Raw genomic sequence first — 14,461 nt, forward strand, 5'->3', positions numbered from 1 at the left:
AGCGTTAGGCAGCCCTCCTGAGGAGGTCGTAGGCCAGCGACGCCGCCACGAGGACTACGGCCCCCGTCACTGCGCCTAGGTTTGAGAGCCTCCCGTAGCCCGTCACCCTGTAGTTCACGCTAACGCCCACGTTTGAGCTAGAGTTGCTCGGCACGGCGACCACCACGAGGTAGCTGGAGCTGTTCACGTAGCTCCTCACAGTGTAGACGCCGTCCACTGGCTTGGAGTACTTCACCGCGTTCTGGAAGGCCTCCTCGACGAATATGGGGTTCCCCTGGAGGCCCGCGACCTCAATCATCACGCCCGCCCTGAAGTCCTCGTCCGTTGAGAGCGTGACAACCTTAAGGCCGAGGCCCCTGACCTGGGGGAGGAGGGCTATTGGGTTGGCCTGCAGGCTCAGGTAGAGCACCTGGGAGGCCCCCGTGACCCTCAGCGTTGCAACTCCCTGGGAGGTCGTGGGCATGACAACTGCGACCGCGGCCCCCACCTGGGACGAGGGCACGGCCGTTGAGTACGAGGTGCCCAGCTGGACGCCGTAGTAGGTGGCCACCAGGCTCGATATTATCAGGGCCACGCCCACGAAGAGCAGAAGCCTCGAGACCGCTGTCCTGTACCACCTCAAGTCGGCTCAAACCTCCTCTCGAAGTAGTAGAAGTACAGGCCTAATAACACAACGTACGAGAGGGGCACCACCAGGTACTGCCAGGCTGCGACGGCCTGTCCAGTGAGGCCGTAGTAGACGTCGAAGTAGAACCCCATCGAGTTTGAGGCGTTGACGAGCGATTGTATGTTGTCCAGGAGCCCTATTAGGTAGAGCACGCCCGAGAGGGCCACGTAGCCGAAGTAGAACGATATGCTTGCAATTATTGCTGTGCCCGTGGACCTGAACCTGCTGGCCAGCAGCAGGAAGACAGTGCCGTAGAGCTGGCTCTGCACCAGGTAAGAGACCCACATGGCCACGTACTGGGCGGGCCCCTTGAGCACGACTGGGTAGAGCATTATGGCAGTCACTATGGCTGGCACCCCAAGGAGCATGGCAGCGGGCAGCAGGGACCTGGTTATGTAGAGGACGGCCGCCACGGCCCTCCTTGAGATGGGGTAGCTCATGTAGACCTGCATTATGCCGCCCTGCACTATGTTGACAAGGTCCGACGAGGCCCTTATCGCGATGTATATGGTTGTCACGAACAGCGCCAGCGACTCGGGGCTGAAGGTGAAGCCCGGCCCGAGGGCCGCCACGGGGCTTGAGATGGGCTGAAGCACTGAGAGGGCGCCGCCCATGGCTGCGACCACGAGCAGCATTATGTCAAAGCCCGGCGGCCTGAGGGCGTCCCAGAGGTCGAGGTAGAGCAGCTCAAGGGCCCTCCTGAGGGACAATTAGCTCACCTCCCTGAGGAGCTCCTCAAGGCCGGGCTCCACCAGGTCTATGCCGTAGTACCTTATGCCGGAGCTCACTGCATCTGCAAGGGCGAGCAGGAGTGCCCTCTCGTCGTCGGTTCCCCTCAGCCTGACAGTGACCTCCTGGACCCCTGCCTCGGCGCTGAGGCCCCTCTCGCTCAGCGCCTTGGCCAGGGCCTGCGGGTCCGGCGCCCTTACCCTGGCGACCTTTATGGACCCTATTACCTCGTCAGGCGCCCCCTGGGCCACCACGGCGCCCTGCTTTATGACCACTATCCTGTCCACCACCCTCAGGACCTCCGAGAGCACGTGGCTTGAGAGCAGTATTGTGACCCCCCTCTCCTTCTTCAGCCTTGAGAGGACCTCGAGCACTGACGCCCTCTCAACTGGGTCCAGGTTGCTGGTGGGCTCGTCAGCCACGAGGAACCTAGGCGAGGCTATTAGGGCGTGCGCAATGGCGGCCCTCTGCTTTAGCCCCGCTGAGAGCTGGCCGAAGGGCCTGGACTCGTGGCCCTCCAGGCCGGCCAGCTTAACTGCCTCCTTGACCTCCGCCTCAGGCACGCCGTAGATCCTTGCGGCCCTCCTGAGCAGCTCCACAACTGGCATTGTGGCCGGGAGGGAGGGCCTCTCAAATATGACCCCCACGCTCTCCCTGGCGGCAGGCTCAAGGAACGGGTCCCTGCCGAACAGCCTGACCTCTCCCGAGTCCCTCCTCAGGAGGCCCAGGGAGACCCTTATGAGGGTTGTCTTGCCTGCGCCGTTTGGGCCGACAAGGCCTAGAAACTCCCCCTCCCCGACGCTCATGGTGACGCCCCTGAGGGCCTCCCTGTCTCCAAACCTCTTCCTAACGTCCCTCAGCTCCACCACAGCCTGGCCCAAAGCTTCAGCTCCCAGGTTGCTGTGAGCGCGGGCTTAATTTTCCTTTAATAATACTAGGGGGCCGGGGCTCAGTTGGGCTGCAATGCAATAGTCACCGGGGCCAGCAGCGGCATAGGCCTTGAGGCCGCCAGGGCCCTTGCCTCGAGGGGCTGCGACGAGCTCCTGGTCGCCAGGGACAGGGCAAGGCTTGAGGAGGCCTCAAAGGAGCTGTCCTCCAAGTACGGGGTGAGGGCCATACCTAGGCCCGCGGACATCACCTCAAGGGACTCTGAGGCCATAGTCGACGACGCCAGGTCCCTCCTGGGGGACGTCGACGTGGCTTTCGTGAGCTACGGCAACCCGCCCTGCGAGCCCTGCGAGCCAGCTGATGCCAGCTGGGACGAGTGGCAGTACGCGGCCTCCATGTACCTGGTGTTCCCTGCTAGGCTCATGGGGAGGCTGGCCAAGGTAAACGGGAGGAAGGCCACGGTTATACTTGTCTCCAGCTTCTCCTCAAGGTCACCCATGTGGCCCACCGGGGTAAGCGATGTGCTGAGGGCCGGCCTCCCGGCCATGGCTAAGCTCTTCTCCAGGCTTTATCCCAGGTCGCTCAGGGTCATAGTACTTGAGCTGGGCAGCTTCAGGACCCCTGGGGCCGACAGGCTAATAGGGGAGCTCGCGAGGAGGGAGGGCGTCAGCGTTGACGAGTACTGGTCAAGGGTGGCCTCCATGTCACCCCTGAGGAGGCTTGGGAGGCCTGAGGAGCTGAGGGACCTGATAGCCTGGCTCGCCTTCTCGCCGGAGTACCTCACTGGCGTTACGGTGCTCTTCGATGGGGCCACGCTGCAGTCCCTATGATATGGATTCCTCATGTAACGGGAATCCATATCATAGGGACTGGTGGAGCCTTTTAAAAGCAAAGGGGGCACGTCCTGCTGGGGCCTTGGGTTGAAGTTCAAGAGCCTTGAGGAGGCCGTGACCAACAGGAGGGTCCTGGTGCTCGGCATAGGCGGAGGGGGAGACGCCGCAGGGGCCCTTTACCTTTACCAGAAGGTCAGGAGGTTCGGCGGAAGGCCAATACTTGGCTCCGTGGTATGGGAGAGGTACGCCATAGACCCATACCCTGGGCCAATACCCCTTGAGGCCATGGTGGACGTTGACGTACTCGGGGACTCAGCCGCCCTCGTGAGCGGGAGCTCATATGCAATAAGGTTTGGAAGGCAGATCAGGCCCCAGATAGTCAGGGCGGCCGAGCTCCTGGGCGAGAAGGCCCTCTTCGTTGACATAAGCAAGGGGAGCGAGGGCGTCAGAAGGGCTATTGAGGCAGCCAGGGACCAGCTCGGTGTCGAGCTCGTGCTGGGGGTTGACGTTGGAGGGGACGTCCTGGCCCTTGGGTGCGAGGAGAACCTCTGGAGCCCCCTGGCGGACTCCGTGTCTCTGGCAGGGCTCAGCTCGGCTGGCGTCGACTCCCTTATCGCTGTGCACGGCCCAGGCGCTGACGGGGAGCTCTCGACGGACCAGGTGCTCTCCTACATAGCAGACGTGGCCTCCCAGGGGGGCCTGCTAGGCATATACGGCATAAACGAGGAGGAGGCGGAGCTGCTGGACAGGGCCACTAAGGCCATAGAGACCGAGGCGTCGCTGATGCCGCTGCTGGCCTTCAGGGGCAGGAGGGGAGACCAGAAGATAAGGGGAGGCACGAGGACCGTCAGGCTCTCGCCCGCCCTGGCGACCACCTACGTGATGGACACGCTTACGGTCTACAACAGGAGCCCGCTGGCAAAGGCGGTCTCAGGCACCATGGGGATATCACAGGCCAGGCAGGTGCTCAACTCCATGTGCGTCTACACGGAGCTCGACCTAGAGTATGATCTATTTAACATGAGGGGCGCCGCAAGCCCTAGGCCAATGAGTCTCGAGGACATCAGGAGGGAGGGCATAGGAAGGCTCGTGAGGCAGGGCTGCAGGCCCATCAAGTGTTGACGCTCTCCTGCTCTACGTCTATGGCCTTCTTCGCCTTAACCTCGCCTATGAGGTCCTCCAGCGAGTCAAGCCTCTGGAGTATGTAGTCCAGGGCCTCCTCAAGCTGCCTGTACCTGCCCTCCATCATGGTGACCTTGAGCTTCAGGTCCCTCTCAACCTTGTCAAGCCTGTTTGACAGGTTAGCTATCATCACCTCTGAGGCGCCCTCCTGCCTGGCGGCGAGGCCTCCCTGGAGGCCCATCTTTATGTAGAGCTTTATCAGGTCAGTTATCTGTATGCCTATCTCGTCGCTCTTCTCCTTGAGCTGCTTGTACATGGCGTCGCTCAGCGATAGGTGCACTGTGGGCACTCTGTCTCCCCGTTGTAAGAGGAGTACTGCAGGGAGCCTAATATACTCTTATGCTACATAGAGTCCTATTGCAGGATTCCTCTTGCAGTCTGAGAGGGGCTTTCAATAAAGCCTCCAGTAGTACTGCAGTAGTACCGGAGCCCTGTTGGAGGGTGAAGAAAGGAGGTGTCACGCATGAAGGTGCTCAGCTTCAAGCTTGAGGATGACCTCCTCGAGCTCCTTGAGGAGTACTCAAGGAAAAGGAACATACCCAAGTCAGAGGTCATAAGGAGGGCCCTGAGGCAGTACATAAGTGCCGACAGGGACAGGCCCTACGTGGGTAAGTACATAAAGATCTACACGTGAACCCTGAGCCCTCTTTTGCCGCCTCCTTGTGATTGAGGGTTAAGAGCTAGGCCCCAGCCAGCTTTCTGGGGAGAAAGTGTCTCTGGAGTACGGTGGCTTTGAGGTCATAGGCGCGGAGGAGGTACACAGAGACGTTCTGGAGAGGGCTAAACACATCCAGAGGCCTGACGTGAGCCAGGCCATTAAGGAGGAGCAGGAAGTCATCAAGGCAACCAGCAGGTGGTCCCCGAGGGAGGTCAGGGTGGGGTCCGAGATGCCCAAGGTTGAGGCCAGGCTGAGCAGGGCCTCGGCCCTCATAATAGTCCTGCCGCCGAGGCACACCATGCTGGCAGTGGAGGCCAGCAGGGAGATGGACTACCTGCTTGAGTGGGCCGAGGGCTCCGGGGGCAAGGCCCTCTTCGTCTATTACTCGAGGAAGGGCACGATGACCACTGCGGCCTACCTGTACCTGGGCAACGTGATGGAGGAGGCTGACGTGGGCATACTCTTTGTCAACGGCCCGCCCTCGGAGATAGCCGACGTATTCAGCACGCTAGAGTCCAAGGGCGAGTACACCCCGGCCGAGGGCGGCTACGTGGACATAGACTTCTGAGGCAGGGGCCTGGACCCGAGGGCCCAGGGGCCTGAGCTGTAGGCCCACTCCAGCTCCAGGGGCGCCCCGATTACCTCCTCTGCCTTCAAGGCGTACGAGGCCACCTCCCTGGCCTCGCAGTCGCTGAGGGACTGGGCCCAGGGGTCCGCGAGCGGGCTTGACACTACCCCCCTGCCCGGCACGTATTGCCTTGCGTGGTCCTTCCTCATGACCCTCCTTTCAACTAGCCTCAGGGAAAGGTCGAAGGTGAAGCTGTCGTGCGGGGAGCCGATGCTCATGAACTCGTCCCCGAGGCCCGGCACGGCCTCCACTATTAGCTTCCTTGACCACGTTATTGGGCTCGCCGTGTAGGCGGCCCCGGACGCCTTTGGGGAGGCCAGCAGCCCCTGGACTATTATCATGCTCCTTGAGGCCTCAGGAACTATCTCGGCGGCCCTTGAGATCAGCCAGGCTGCCAGGTAGGGCACATCACCTGGACCCTCGGCCACCCTGAGGCCTATGGCTGAGAGTGCGAACTCTGCTTTGCCTATGTCAGGGGGGCTCAGCCTTACAGCTGCCGGGAAGGAGCAGCCGGAGGAGGAGCACGCCTCCTCGACGGCCCTCGGCGTTATTTCGCTGAGGCTTAGGACTGCCCCGGGCGGCACCCTGAGGCCTGCGTCCATGAGGAGCCTGAGCCTGTAGGCCTTGACTCCGCTTGACCTTGTGGCGTCGCTCAGGGGTATCATCAGCTCAGCAGCCTCTCCAGGGCCTGCCTTGCCTCCTCCAGCTTGACGGTGACCCTCTCGCCCTTAGACGACGAGTACAGGGTCACGGAGCCTGAGGCCTCCTCCTGCGGGCCGACAAAGGCCACCACCGGCACGCCGAGCTTTATGGCCCTCTTCCTCTGCTCGTCCTGCCCTGACCTGTTAAGGTCAACCCTTACGCTGAAGCCCCAGGACCTAAGCGTGTCTGCGACCCTCCAGGCGTACGAGTAGCTCTCGGGCCTCACGTTAACCACCATTACCTGGGTGTACGTCTTCCTGTCAGCCCTGAAGAGCCCGACCTCAAGGCCGGCGTCTATGAGCCTGTCTATCCCTATGCTGGCCCCGGTGGCAGGCACTGACCTCTTGGCGAAGAGCGATATCAGGTTGTCGTACCTGCCTCCCCCGGCCACGCTGCCTATCCTGGGCCTGTCAAGCACCACCTCCAGTATCGGGCCCGTGTAGTAGTCAAGCCCCCTCACGAGGGACATGCTGAACTCCAGCGCCTGGGGCTTCTTGACTAGCTGGGCCACCTGCCTCAGGTGCTCCACCCCCTTCATGAGCGTGGCGTTGGAGCCGTGCTCCCTGGAGAGCCTGTCAAGGGATTCCGCCACGTCCCCCCTGACGGAGATGACCTCCATAACCTTGGACGCGGCCGGCGCCCCAAGAAGCCTCTCAAGCTCGGCCCTCACCCCCTCCTCGCCAACCTTGTCAAGCTTGTCTATTGCCCTGTAGACGGCCAGCGGGTCCTTAAGGGAGAGCTCCTCCTCGAATATGCCCGCCAGTATCCTCCTGTCGTTCACCAGGACCCTGAAGCCTGAGCCAATGCCAAGGGCGTCCAGGGCATCAACTATGACGTTTACTATCTCTGCGTCGGCCTCTGGGTAGGGGCTCCCGACTATGTCGACGTCAGCCTGGTAGAACTCCCTGTACCTGCCCCTCTGGGGCTCGTCGTGCCTCCACACGGGGGCTATCTGGTACCTCTTGAAGGGCATCGGTATCTCTGGGTGGGAGGCTATGTACCTTGCCAGGGGAACTGTCAGGTCATACCTGAGGGCGTACTCCCTGTCGCTCCAGGGGTCCTTGAACCTCCATATTAGCCTGCTCTCGGCCTCCTCCCCGTACTTGCCGGCCAGGACCTCCCAGCTCTCAACTGCTGGGGTCTCGAGCGGGTCGAAGCCGTACCTCCTGTAGACCGCCTCCACCCTGCCCATGAGCTCCTTCCTGAGTATGGCGAGGTCAGGCGGTATGTCCCTGAAGCCCCTCGGGGGCCTGAGCTCCAAGCGCTTCCCCGGGCTGCGGGGGCGAGGCTATAACTTAAGCCTTAGCCCTGGAGGCCAGCCACCTCGTCAGGCTTATGTCATCTATGCCCCCGCACGTCCTGGGGCCGCAGAAGACTGCTGCCACGTCGGAGCCCAGGGACTCCATCACGTCGGCCGCCTCCCCCACGGTGGCCCCCTCATCGATGTACGCCGCGGGCGACATGGGCAGGTCCTCAACCTTGGCTGACATGGCCTGGCCCCCGGCTGAGGCGTAGGCCTGAAGCACGTCCCTCACGGTCACTATCCCCAGGAAGCTGTCGCCATCAACTATTAGGACGCCGCTGGTCCCCCTGGAGCTTATCACCGAGGCAGCCTCGAGCAGCGTGGCCCCTGGGTCAAGCACCGGGTAGTCTGGGACCAGCGCCTCGTGGAGGGATGCCGACCCGGCGGCCCCGTAGGGCAGGTACGAGACCACGTCATGGGTGGTCAGTATCCCCTGCGGCGCCCCCTCAGGGCCCACTAACACTGCCGTGACGTCCCTGGAGGCCATAACCCTGGCGGCCTCTATCACGGGGGTCGTGGGTTCCACGTAAACTGGGACGTCCAGGCCTGCGCTTGAGAGGGGCCTTGAGGAGGGGTCTGTGCCAGTGGCCAGCATCCTTATCAGGTGGAAGGCGCTGAACACCCCCAGGGCGCTTCCCTCCTCGGTGACCAGGAGCCTCCTGACATTGTGGGACACCATGTACTCTGCCGCGTCCTTGACGCTCGTCCCTGAGGGCACCGACAGCACGGGCCTGGAGGCCACCTCTATGACGTTCTCGCTCACTCCTCGCCCACCAGCATTATCCTTCCGTCCCTCTCCCTTGAGAAGAGGAGCCTTAAAGCGTCCTTGGCCTGGGACATTGGGAGCTTCCTCCAGACCTTAACCTTCAGGAGCCCCCTTGACGCCATGTCTATTAGCTTGACCATCTCAGCCCTCGTGCCCCCGGTGGTGCCTATGACCCTCACCTCCCTGTTGTAGAGCTCTGGCACCGAGAACGTCACCGTCTCCCCCCTCAGGGCCCCAAATATTGCCAGCCTCCCCCTCCTGTCGAGGAGCTTCATGCTGATCGGCAGCGTGGGGGTGCCTATGGCGTCTATCACCACGTCCGCCAGCTTGCCGCCCGTCATCTTGAGGAGGGCGTCATAGCTCTGCTCTATGGGGGCCACCGCGTCAGCGCCGAGCTCCAGGGGCCACTTCTTCGTGCTCACCGCCAGGACCCTGGCGCCCATGACCTTAGCCAGTTGGAGGGCGAACTGGCCCGTGTTGCCTGAGGCGCCGACTATTGCTACCACGTCTCCGGGCCCCACGCCGGCCTCCAGGAGGGCGTGGAATGACGTGAGGGCTGCCACGGGCAGCGAGGCCGCGAGGTCCCAGGGCACGTTGTCGGGAAGCCTGAACAGGTTCGCCTCGTTAACCACAGCCTTCTCCGCGAACCCCCCGTGGGTTATCATCCCAACTATGCCGCCGAACCTGCAGAGGTGCTCGTGGCCCCCCATGCACATGTCGCACCTGCCGCAGAACACCCTTGGGTAGACGACGACCCTGTCGCCAGGCCTGAAGTCCTTTACCCCGGGCCCCACCTCGTCAACTATTCCTGCGAACTCAGCCCCAGGTATGTGAGGCATGGGCTCAACCCTCCTCATGCCGCTCACGACAAAGTAATCAACTGGGTTGACGCCGGCCTCAACGACCTTTACAACTACCTGACCGTAGCCCGGCTTAGGGTCGTCGAGGTCTACGTAGCTGAGCGAGTCTACGCCAAAGGCCTTCATTAGGTTAGCCTTCAACAGGATCACCAAGGTTCTATGTAAGGGAATGTATAAAAGCTTAAGCGGGGCCGCCCTCCTTAAAAACTAACTATTTAAATTCCTGGATACCGTGTCCAGGTGTTGGGAAGGCCGTTGAAGTTCGGAGTCATAACCAGCAGGCCCGCCGAGCCAGTGGTCAGGGAGGTGCTGCAGGAGGGGGGACTTAAGGACTTCGTAGTGGTGGCGCTCCCCGTGCCAGCCATATCGTTGCTTACCACGACGGCCATAGCGTCACTCCTGAGCTCCAGGAGGGACCTGCTCTCAGCCCTCTCAGACGCTGACATAGTAGTGCTGCCGGGCACCGTGAGGGGAGACGCCTCGGAGGTGGCGAGGGTCACAGGCAAGCCCACATTCAAGGGCCCCAGGAGCCTTGGTGAGCTGCCTGTCACGCTGAGGTACGTGAGCCAGGGGGCAAGGCTTGACACTGTTAAGGCAGCTGACGAGGTCCTTGGCTCCCTGGCCCCCAGCATAGGCTACGAGGAGGCCTTCAGGCTCGGCCAGCTGCCTGTGCCCAGGAGAGGGCCCCCAGTGCTGCTGTTCTCCGAGGTTGACCCCAGGGCCCAGGACTTCGCGGCCACCGCGAGGAGGTACGTCAACGAGGGGGCCCAGGTTATAGTAGTTGGGGCCGAGGACGGCATGAGCCTCCAGGAGCTCCGCCGCAGGGTCAGGGAGGCCAGGGGGCTTGGGCTTCCAGTCATAGCTGAGGCGCCGTCGAGGGCCTACGCCGAGGAGGCCATAGCCGCCGGGGCCGACGGGCTCAGCGTGGCAGACTACCAGGCCTTTGACCTTGAGGGCCTGCTGTCCCAGGACCTGGCGCTCCTGGTGGGAGGTGATAACATAGATAGGCTCAGGGACGTCGAGAGGGAGCTCTCGGGCAAGGTAAAGCTCATTGTCGACCCCTCCCTGGCGGTCCCCCCGCTTGGCCTGTCCCAGAGCCTGGGAAGGTACCTCAGGGCCTCCAAGGAGCTGTCGTCGCCGATCCTCTTCTCAGCGGCCAACGTCACTGAGGAGGTGGAGGCTGACACGGCAGGGGTTCACGCTGTCCTGGCCCTGATGGCTGTTGAGGTCAGGGCGTCGGCCTACCTTGTGGTCGAGGAGACCTACAAGTCTGTCCACGGCACCTCCGAGGCCAGGGAGGCCATAAGGCTGGCGGAGAGCGCCTACGCCGCCAGGGCGAGCGAGAGGGGCATGTTCAGCAGGCTCCTGGTGCTGAAGCAGGACTACCCGCCGCCCCCGCAGCCCCAGGAGGAAGTAGTAGCGGAGCAGGTGGGCTACGTGGAGCCCCAGGTCTCGGCCAGCGAGTACGTAAGGATCTCCGCTGACCCAGCAAGGGGGGTGGTGAGGGTCACGCTCTACAGGGACGGCAGGGCCGTTGGCAGCCTGGAGGGGCCTCACGCGCTCAGCCTCGCCAGGGCCCTGGTCAGGAGGTTTAACATAAGCGCTGAGCACGCGGCCTACATAGGCTACGAGCTCAGCAAGGCGGAGCTCTCTCTGAAGCTCGGCAGGACATACGTCCAGGACGAGCCCATCATAGTGACTCCATGGGAGAAAAACGGGAACTCGCGGTGCTAAAAATCACTTGCCTCCCTTCCTGGCGCCCTGCTCCCTCATCTCAGGTGTCGTGTACCTGTTCCAGAATATCTTATAGAGCCTCAGGTAGTCCGGCAGGTCCCTGAGCCCAGGTATCCAGGGCAGGAACAGCACTATGAGGAAGAACGCCATAGCTATTGAGGCGTTGTAGAGGGTGTGCCACCAAGGTATGTGGTCGCCCCAGGCCTCGAGGGCGTCGTAGGGCGCGAGCCAGTAGCTGCCTATCTGCCACGGCTCCACGTTAAACTTTATCATGCCCATGAAGTACTCGTGCAGGTGGTACTTGAAGCCCTCTATGGTGTGCAGGAGGCCCGTGTCGGTCATCAGCCTTATCTCGTAGAGCTGGTCCAGGCTGCTGTGGTCCCACGTCTCCTGGCTCAGGGCCCCGTCGTAGAGGCCCGACTGGGCCATCAGGGTCAGCTGGGCGGCCACCACCTCTATTGGGTTTGAGGTGTTGTGCAGGGCGGCCGTTATGGAGCCGTTGTCGCTGAAGTAGTTGTAGGCGGCGTTCAGCTGCTCGAGCTGCACCGAGGCGGCTCGGCCTGGAACTCGGCCAGGTAGTTGGTTCCGTGGGTGGCGTTTATGAGCATCTCGTAGGGCTTAACAACGTAGACCTCCCTCGTGTTGACGTAAGTTATGTTGTCCCACTTAAACGAGTACGGGTTTATGAAGCCTACTATTGAGAACTTCTGGTAAGTCGCGGTCCCCGAGGTGTAGTTGTACTCCTGCAGCAGCGTGGCCGCGAAGAGGTCAGGGTAGTGCTGGGCGGCCCACTGGGCGTCGAGCGCCGGTATGAACGGGTAGGCCCAGAGCGGCCCAAGAACAGGCCCAGGGCTATCACTATGACCACCAGGACGCCCGCCCCTATGAACATCTTCCTGTGGTCCGCCTTGACCATGGAGTACCTTATCTCGGGCCTGTGAGGCTTGCTAAGCCCCTCCTCCAGGCGAGCATGAAGTGGGCGCCGGCCAGGAGCATAAGTATGCCGGGCACTATTATGGCGTGCCATCCAAGGACGGCCCCGAAGTTCTCTGGGTTGACAAACCAGCCGAGGCCAAGGGCGTTCCAGAGGCCGGCGCCGCTCTTGTCGTTGTACTGGGCCACTATGTTGTTGTTAAGTCCGATGCCGAAGGCGTACTGTATTAGCACCAGGAGGAGCATTATGGTCCCGAGTACCCACATGTCCTTCCTCTTCTCGTAGGCCTTCGTGGAGAAGTTGACGAACATGTGGACGAACGGCAGGGTTACCAGTATCTCAGCCGCCAGAAGTGGATCTGGCTCACGTACATGCCTGCGACGCTGTAGCTTCACCAGTATGGGCCGAAGAACATCATTATTGCTCCTGTGACGGCCAGTATTATGGCGAGCACTATCAGGTAGAACCCTATCTGGAACCAGAAACTGTTGCCATAGGAGGGCACGGTCTCTATGTAAAACATGTGGAATACGTCGCTCAGGTCCTTGAATATGTCCCTGAACCTCGGGCCCCTCTCGCCTGACCCCCTCTCGCTTCCCACAGGGTTTCCACCTCATACTGAGGACTAACATCTAGGGCCACGTATGTACGAGTCTTTTTAAGGGTTGGTATTGATTTGGCAGATCCTTAAAACATTGACGTGTACTTTTATTGTATCGGATACTAGATGCAAAGCCTTACTGACTGAAAAGGGCAACCGGGCCTGCCTAAAAGCCTAATTTGCCTCGGGGCCAGCCATAGCCTGGGATGAGCGGGCCGACATAGGCCGAGGAAACGATGAGGAGGGGTTGATTGGGCGACCTAGAAGGGCCCGGAGCCCTTAAGCTCAAAGGCCGCAATGACGGCGTTAGCTATAAGCATGACGTGCATTGTGGTGCAGTAGACGCTATGGCGTGTATCCTGAAGAGCTCAAGGTAGATTAGGTAGGGCACGAAGGAGACGCCCAGCCACCTCCAGGCAGCCTGGGAGACCCGCAGGGCCCCGGGGAGCCCCGTGGCTATTGATACTGCCGAGAGCGCGATGTCTGCAGAGAACCAGGCGATTGCGAGCTCGTCAAGGCTGAAGCTGTAGAGCTTGGAGTAGGCGCTTGAGAGCACGTCGAGGCAGTTTACTGCAACGCCTGAGACCCTGACAGGATACGTGCAGGCCAGCGGGGCTGACCTGTGAACGTAGAAGCTGCTGTAGACCTCCAGGGCGGCGGCTAGGCCCACCGCTGAGAAGGCCAGCAGGAGGACTGCGGCCGACGTCCTTGACTTCACTGTGAGACGTCCGCAACTATTGGCTTGAGGGCCCTTAAAAGGTCTCTTACTGACACGTTGGCAAGGGCGTTCATAGAGCCGCCCCCGGTCCAGACCCTCTCCTTGGACGCTATGCTGCCGTCAACGATAACCTTCAGGCCCCTTATGCACTCAGACAGCGGGGTCAGGCCGCCCGGCATGAGGCCGGTGAGCTCCTCTATCTCGTCGGGTGACGCCATCCTTATCTTTGAGGCCTTGGTGAGCTCAGAGAGCTTCCTGTAGTCCAGCTTCCTGTCCCCAGGCAGGAGGACGGCCATGGGCCTCCCGTCAACTATGAGGAGCAGGGTCTTCACTATGTCGCTTGGCGACGCCCCCGCTGCCCTGGCCGCGGCCTCGACGGTCTCAACGCTCTCCTCGAACTCAACGATTTTAGCGTCTATGCTGTACCTCCTTATGAAGTCGCTGGGCGAGTCCACGCAGGCCAGGGTGCTCACCGGGCTTATAGTGGAGAGAGACACTTTTAGCCTAAGCACTCACGGGAGGCCGGGGGCCGCCTTGAGCCTCATAGCCTGGGGATCACTCTTGTTGGCCCTGGCGGCCCTGGCCATGTCGCTCTACAGGGCGGTGAGGTCGCGTTGGAGTGGTCGCTCTGCGCGAGCTCAACGGTGAGCGTGGCCATGAGGCTGGAGAGCATGGGCTACGGACTCCACGGCCACGACGTTGAAGTCACGGCATGCTACTGCTACGGGGAGGGGGAGGCCAGGGACGACCTTGAAGCCATAGGGGCTGCCCTTGAGGCCGTCCTCAGCAGGGCCAACAGGAGGCCCCTCTGGGAGGTCACTGGCAGGGAGGGCACGCTTGAGGACCTGCTTGAGTACGTGGCAAGCTCCCTGCCAGGCTCAGGGCTGAGGGGGAGGCTGTGCTACCTGAGGGCCAGGGTGCCAGGCAGGGAGGTGGAGCTCAGGCTCTAGCCCCCGCCGGTCTCGGGCAGCAGCACCACGGTGCTCCCTGGCTTAACCGGGGTGTCAGGCTCCGCCCCCTTACCGTCAACCAGTAAAACGTAGTCGGACCTCCTCAGCTTCTTTATGACTGGGGCGATGTCCTCAACCTTAGCCTCACCGTTGACCTCCACTAGGGCCTCGCTGGTTCCAGCCAGGTCCGCCAGGAAGCCCAGGTACTTGACCTTGACCTTGCCCATCCGTCCTTTCCCTTTATAACAACGCCTGAGGGGACTCTAACGCTTTAGCACTTACGCCCAACGGCTCCTCTATAATATACC

The 14,461-nt window shown here is 61.7% G+C and carries 20 protein-coding genes; 6 read left to right on the plus strand and 14 right to left on the minus strand.

The annotated features are described in order from the left end of the window. Positions 1–4: 4 nt before the first annotated feature. The 3 genes from ACZ5GQ_RS03810 to ACZ5GQ_RS03820 are packed head-to-tail and all read right to left on the minus strand — an operon-like array spanning position 5 to position 2,277. Positions 5–622, minus strand: coding sequence for a hypothetical protein (locus ACZ5GQ_RS03810; protein ID WP_498857301.1), 618 nt, complete (start codon positions 620–622; stop codon positions 5–7). Beyond that, entirely contained in the window at positions 619–1,377 is a 759-nt protein-coding gene (locus ACZ5GQ_RS03815) for an ABC transporter permease (protein ID WP_498857302.1), read from the minus strand. Before ACZ5GQ_RS03815 ends, ACZ5GQ_RS03810 begins: the two co-directional genes overlap by 4 nt. Further along, entirely contained in the window at positions 1,378–2,277 is a 900-nt protein-coding gene (locus tag ACZ5GQ_RS03820) for an ABC transporter ATP-binding protein (protein ID WP_498857303.1), read from the minus strand. A gap of 72 nt (positions 2,278–2,349) precedes the next feature. Between ACZ5GQ_RS03820 and ACZ5GQ_RS03825 the strand changes: the two genes are divergently transcribed. Both ACZ5GQ_RS03825 and ACZ5GQ_RS03830 read left to right on the plus strand, forming a co-directional pair. After that, positions 2,350–3,114 (plus strand): Rossmann-fold NAD(P)-binding domain-containing protein, encoded by a 765-nt coding sequence (locus tag ACZ5GQ_RS03825; protein ID WP_498857304.1) that lies wholly within the window; start codon positions 2,350–2,352, stop codon positions 3,112–3,114. Between the two features lie 90 nt (positions 3,115–3,204). Then, entirely contained in the window at positions 3,205–4,239 is a 1,035-nt protein-coding gene (locus ACZ5GQ_RS03830; RefSeq protein ID WP_498857305.1) for a DUF1152 domain-containing protein, read from the plus strand. Here ACZ5GQ_RS03830 and ACZ5GQ_RS03835 read toward each other — a convergent pair. Beyond that, positions 4,229–4,588 (minus strand): hypothetical protein, encoded by a 360-nt coding sequence (locus ACZ5GQ_RS03835; RefSeq protein ID WP_498857306.1) that lies wholly within the window; start codon positions 4,586–4,588, stop codon positions 4,229–4,231. The two genes, ACZ5GQ_RS03830 and ACZ5GQ_RS03835, sit on opposite strands and share 11 nt — an antisense overlap. 174 nt (positions 4,589–4,762) lie before the next feature. Between ACZ5GQ_RS03835 and ACZ5GQ_RS03840 the strand changes: the two genes are divergently transcribed. Continuing rightward, positions 4,763–4,933, plus strand: coding sequence for a ribbon-helix-helix protein, CopG family (locus tag ACZ5GQ_RS03840; RefSeq protein WP_013267398.1), 171 nt, complete (start codon positions 4,763–4,765; stop codon positions 4,931–4,933). A gap of 76 nt (positions 4,934–5,009) precedes the next feature. Beyond that, positions 5,010–5,525 (plus strand): hypothetical protein, encoded by a 516-nt coding sequence (locus ACZ5GQ_RS03845; RefSeq protein ID WP_498857307.1) that lies wholly within the window; start codon positions 5,010–5,012, stop codon positions 5,523–5,525. Here the strand turns inward: ACZ5GQ_RS03845 and ACZ5GQ_RS03850 are convergent. From ACZ5GQ_RS03850 to ACZ5GQ_RS03865, 4 genes are read right to left on the minus strand one after another with little or no spacing between them, the layout of a single operon-like run. Next, on the minus strand, positions 5,504–6,250 hold the full coding sequence (locus ACZ5GQ_RS03850) for a PEP/pyruvate-binding domain-containing protein (protein WP_498857308.1): 747 nt from the start codon (positions 6,248–6,250) through the stop codon (positions 5,504–5,506). The two genes, ACZ5GQ_RS03845 and ACZ5GQ_RS03850, sit on opposite strands and share 22 nt — an antisense overlap. Continuing rightward, positions 6,250–7,548: a histidine--tRNA ligase gene (gene hisS / locus ACZ5GQ_RS03855; protein WP_498857309.1), complete on the minus strand. Its 1,299-nt coding sequence runs from the start codon at positions 7,546–7,548 to the stop codon at positions 6,250–6,252. Before hisS ends, ACZ5GQ_RS03850 begins: the two co-directional genes overlap by 1 nt. 34 nt (positions 7,549–7,582) lie before the next feature. Further along, complete coding sequence (locus ACZ5GQ_RS03860; RefSeq protein ID WP_498857310.1) at positions 7,583–8,353, minus strand: CBS domain-containing protein; 771 nt, start codon at positions 8,351–8,353, stop codon at positions 7,583–7,585. Then, a complete protein-coding gene (locus tag ACZ5GQ_RS03865) occupies positions 8,350–9,366 on the minus strand; it encodes an alcohol dehydrogenase catalytic domain-containing protein (protein WP_498857311.1) in 1,017 nt (338 codons plus the stop codon). Before ACZ5GQ_RS03865 ends, ACZ5GQ_RS03860 begins: the two co-directional genes overlap by 4 nt. A gap of 105 nt (positions 9,367–9,471) precedes the next feature. On the opposite strand from ACZ5GQ_RS03865, the gene ACZ5GQ_RS03870 reads away from it, so the two are divergent. After that, on the plus strand, positions 9,472–10,950 hold the full coding sequence (locus tag ACZ5GQ_RS03870) for a dihydropteroate synthase-like protein (protein WP_498857312.1): 1,479 nt from the start codon (positions 9,472–9,474) through the stop codon (positions 10,948–10,950). A 3-nt stretch (positions 10,951–10,953) separates the two neighbouring features. Here ACZ5GQ_RS03870 and ACZ5GQ_RS03875 read toward each other — a convergent pair whose 3' ends face one another. The 5 genes from ACZ5GQ_RS03875 to ACZ5GQ_RS03895 form a co-directional block, all read right to left on the minus strand. Further along, the gene (locus ACZ5GQ_RS03875; protein WP_498857313.1) at positions 10,954–11,496 is read right to left on the minus strand and encodes a hypothetical protein; all 543 of its coding nucleotides are present in this window, start codon (positions 11,494–11,496) and stop codon (positions 10,954–10,956) included. A 378-nt stretch (positions 11,497–11,874) separates the two neighbouring features. Then, positions 11,875–12,279, minus strand: coding sequence for a cytochrome b family protein (locus tag ACZ5GQ_RS03880; protein WP_498857314.1), 405 nt, complete (start codon positions 12,277–12,279; stop codon positions 11,875–11,877). After that, a complete protein-coding gene (locus ACZ5GQ_RS03885; protein ID WP_498857315.1) occupies positions 12,276–12,485 on the minus strand; it encodes a hypothetical protein in 210 nt (69 codons plus the stop codon). Before ACZ5GQ_RS03885 ends, ACZ5GQ_RS03880 begins: the two co-directional genes overlap by 4 nt. A 310-nt stretch (positions 12,486–12,795) precedes the next feature. Continuing rightward, positions 12,796–13,203 (minus strand): vitamin K epoxide reductase family protein, encoded by a 408-nt coding sequence (locus ACZ5GQ_RS03890; RefSeq protein WP_498857316.1) that lies wholly within the window; start codon positions 13,201–13,203, stop codon positions 12,796–12,798. Then, a complete protein-coding gene (locus tag ACZ5GQ_RS03895; protein ID WP_498857317.1) occupies positions 13,200–13,676 on the minus strand; it encodes an aminoacyl-tRNA deacylase in 477 nt (158 codons plus the stop codon). The genes ACZ5GQ_RS03890 and ACZ5GQ_RS03895 overlap by 4 nt, the downstream gene beginning before the upstream one ends. A gap of 141 nt (positions 13,677–13,817) precedes the next feature. On the opposite strand from ACZ5GQ_RS03895, the gene ACZ5GQ_RS03900 reads away from it, so the two are divergent. Continuing rightward, the gene (locus ACZ5GQ_RS03900) at positions 13,818–14,153 is read left to right on the plus strand and encodes a hypothetical protein (protein ID WP_498857318.1); all 336 of its coding nucleotides are present in this window, start codon (positions 13,818–13,820) and stop codon (positions 14,151–14,153) included. On the opposite strand, the gene ACZ5GQ_RS03905 is transcribed toward ACZ5GQ_RS03900, so the two are convergent. Further along, entirely contained in the window at positions 14,150–14,380 is a 231-nt protein-coding gene (locus tag ACZ5GQ_RS03905) for a MoaD/ThiS family protein (RefSeq protein ID WP_498857319.1), read from the minus strand. The two genes, ACZ5GQ_RS03900 and ACZ5GQ_RS03905, sit on opposite strands and share 4 nt — an antisense overlap. Positions 14,381–14,461: the final 81 nt, after the last annotated feature.

Source organism: Caldococcus noboribetus, from assembly GCF_055389385.1.

Coding starts and splice junctions, on each gene's coding strand:
- ACZ5GQ_RS03840 (WP_013267398.1), top strand. CDS start 4,763: ATGAAGGTGCTCAGCTTCAAGCTTGAGGATGACCTCCTCGAGCTCCTT.
- ACZ5GQ_RS03850 (WP_498857308.1), bottom strand. CDS start 6,250: ATGATACCCCTGAGCGACGCCACAAGGTCAAGCGGAGTCAAGGCCTAC.
- ACZ5GQ_RS03905 (WP_498857319.1), bottom strand. CDS start 14,380: ATGGGCAAGGTCAAGGTCAAGTACCTGGGCTTCCTGGCGGACCTGGCT.